The sequence below is a fragment of the Tunicatimonas sp. genome (genome assembly GCF_049647865.1).
Lineage (GTDB): Bacteria > Bacteroidota > Bacteroidia > Cytophagales > Cyclobacteriaceae > Tunicatimonas.
Map to the genome: position 1 here is coordinate 1 of NZ_JBARYM010000710.1, position 3,171 is coordinate 3,171.

Below are 3,171 nucleotides of genomic sequence, written 5' to 3' on the forward strand. Positions count from 1 at the left end.
GCGGCGGGCCACACAGCATTCATTAGCTCCATCGCATTCTCCGGATTCTGAGCCATACGGTCCTGTAGTCGCCATTCGGCGTAGTTGTCGTAGCCTAGCAGGCCGACCCGCTCCTTACGCAGCTTTAGGATCACTTCAATCAGCTTATTATTATCGTATTCGTCACCATTGTCACCCCGCGAATAATAAGTGCGCCATACTTCCTCTCGCAATTCTCGTTCATCAGAATACGTTAGAAACGGGTCCATAGAAGAGCGAGTATTGGTTACCGCGTACATACCTTCTTTATCCCGATCAGTCGCGGCACTAGCGTAAGCACTAACGAGCGATTCGGATAAGCCACTAAGCTGATCTTCAGTCAGATAAGTAATGTAACCTTCCTCATCGGCTAGTACATTGTTAGAAAACTGGGTGTAAAGTTTAGATAGCTCTTGATTAATCGCTGCGTAGCGTTGCTTCTTTTTTTCATCCAACTCCGCTCCGTTCATTTGGAATTGCTTGTAGATCAACTCTATCAGCCGTTGCTGGTCGTCTTCCAATGGGTTTTGTTGAGCATCTTCAAACACGGCCTTGATCCGATTGAACAGTTTTTCGTTCTGTGAAATCTTGGAAGAGTATTCGGATAGTTTAGGAGCCATCTCTTGCTGTACTTCCCGGAATTCGGGCGACGACATATTGCTGCTGTAGATGCCGTAGTAGGTAAATACTCGACCCAGTTCTTCGCCCGAGCGTTCCATGGCTACAATGGTGTTCTCAAAGGTGGGTGCTTCCGGGTTGTTAGCGATGGCCTCTATCTCCTGTAAGCTTATCTCCATGCCCTGCTCTAAAGCCGGTTTTACCGCCTCCACGGTCATTTTGTCAAAGGCGGGCACTCCGCCGTAGGGGCCAGTCCACTCTTGTAGTAATACGTTGGCGGTGTCAGTCAGATAAGTAGAATTCAATGCTGTTTCTTTGGGGTGATAACTGGATAAAAAGAGTAGGGCACATATGCCCAGTGCAAAAATGCTAGTGTTGGGTAATCTCATAGTTACTTCTTCAGATAAATACTGACAAAATAAAGAAGATAACCAGGTAAAGTGTTTCACAATTTTTAACAGAGAACTTTGACTGCGCAATGTTCGCTTATAACCAGATTGCCAGCATTGCTTTAAAGTACAGCAACCACTAGTCTAAGTTGCGCAAAAATGGTAAACTATCCGGAAGGAAAACATCAGTTGGGTAGTTTAACTATGCACAATCTCAGCATATTCGTTTTTGTACTTAGAGGGAGTTCTATTGGTAATATCCCGAAATTGCTTATTGAAGTTAGAAAGGGTTCTGTAACCGCATTCGTAACTAACTTGGGCAATATTCATCTGATTTTCCTGCAACAGCTTACAGGCATGACCAATACGAATATCGCTGACAAAAGCTGAAAACGTTTTATTTGCCCGAACTTTGAAATACCGGCTAAACGAAGAGGGAGTCATATTGGCTAGACTAGCCACTTTCTCTAAGCTAATGTTCTGCTTGTAGTTATGCATCACGTAATCATGCACCCGGTTCATTCGCTCGGTATCAGTTTCATTAATGCGATGCGTGTAGCCCACGCTAGAGATCAACTTGTATTCGGAAGAATGAGCGAGCAGGTTGATGATTTCCAGTAAGCAAAGCACACTCGGAAAACCCTCGATGTGGAGTAAGGATAATATCTTCACCTTCACCTTACGGTTCGTATTACCGTAAATATTCAGCCCCAACTGGGCACGCTCAAACAACTGCCGTACTTTACTCATTTCCCTCTTTTGCAGAAGACCTTCTCCCAAAAAATCTTGGTGAAAGTAAATAACTATTCCCCGAGTTTTTAAATCATTTTCCTCCTGAAAATAGGTGTCGTCACTATGCCAGAGGTGCGGCAGATTAGGCCCAGTGAAGACCATATCGCCCGGCTGGAAGGGTTGCACATTGTCTCCGATAAAGCGTGTACCAGTCCCTTCCAGCACAACAAATAACTGGTAGTCGGGGTGGGCGTGCCAGTTAGGATCAAAGTAAGGCTCCTGCAAATCTTGTATGACAAAAACATCAGAATCTGGTATAGAGACTTTATTGACCGCAGCCCGCATAGTTACATTTATTTATCTCAATAATTTAGAATTTTTAGCAAAAAAAGCAAAATACAGTCAGTATTAGTCAAAATAAAGAAAGCATTGTTTGCAAACATTTGCGAGATTGGATGCTCTTTTTAAAAAGAATTTATTCTTAGATAATTATTCTTGGCTCATATGAAGAATATCACAACATTCTGCACCACCTTACTTATTGGAATAGCATTATTGCTATTTGGCTGTCATTCCCCAAAGACAGCTTCAACTCAGAAGACCGGTCCCCGAGCCATCAACATCCTATTTTTAGGGCACGATTCGGAGCATCACAATTCAGAGGCCTATATGCCCATGCTGGCTTCAGCGCTCTACTCCCGCGGCATTGCGCTATCGTATACCGAAGATCCTAATGACTTAAACGCTGAGAATTTATCCAGGTACGACGGTTTGCTGATTTACGCCAACCACGATGAGATTACCGCTTCGCAGGAAGAAGTTATGCTGGAGTACGTTCGAGACGGCCACGCATTTATTCCGGTGCACAGCGCTAGCTTTTGCTTTCGAAACTCTCCGGAATACGTAGACATGGTAGGTGGGCAATTTTTGAGACACGAAACCGGCACTTTTGTGGCTGATATCACTCAAGCCGATCATCCGGCATTAGAAGGAGTAGAAGAATTCAGCACCTGGGACGAAACCTATGTCCATCATGAAATTGCGGAAGATATTAACGTATTGATGGAGCGATCTGAAAGCAACCCCGGGGAAGCTGGCCAGAAAGAGCCCTGGACCTGGACCAAGACCTACGGAGAAGGAAAAGTATTCTACACCGCCTACGGGCATGACGAACGCACCTGGGGCCAACCCGAATTCCACGATCTGATGGAAGCCGGAATTCTCTGGGCGGTAGAAGCTGACGTAAAGGAGCAGTGGCAAGCCTATATGGAAGACATGCCCGAATTACAGTACGAGGAACGATCCAACATTCCGAACTACGAAAAGCGTGATCCCGCCCCCCGTTCTCAATTGCCCCTTTCGCCGGAAGAGTCTAAGAAGCTCATTCAGGTGCCAGTAGGTTTTAGTCTGGAAC

Annotated in this window: 3 protein-coding genes; 1 reads left to right on the forward strand and 2 read right to left on the reverse strand. The window is 45.2% G+C overall.

Features of this window, described 5'->3' with window-relative positions; translation table 11 throughout:
- The coding region (locus WBA23_RS20790; protein ID WP_424584202.1) for a M3 family metallopeptidase at nucleotides 1-1,025 on the reverse strand (1,025 nt) is incomplete at its 3' end.
- A 198-nt stretch (nucleotides 1,026-1,223) separates the two neighbouring features.
- Nucleotides 1,224-2,102 (reverse strand): AraC family transcriptional regulator, encoded by an 879-nt coding sequence (locus WBA23_RS20795; RefSeq protein ID WP_424584203.1) that lies wholly within the window; start codon nucleotides 2,100-2,102, stop codon nucleotides 1,224-1,226.
- 159 nt (nucleotides 2,103-2,261) lie between these two features.
- On the opposite strand from WBA23_RS20795, the gene WBA23_RS20800 reads away from it, so the two are divergent.
- A partial coding sequence (locus WBA23_RS20800) for a ThuA domain-containing protein (protein ID WP_424584204.1) occupies nucleotides 2,262-3,171 on the forward strand: 910 nt, incomplete at its 3' end.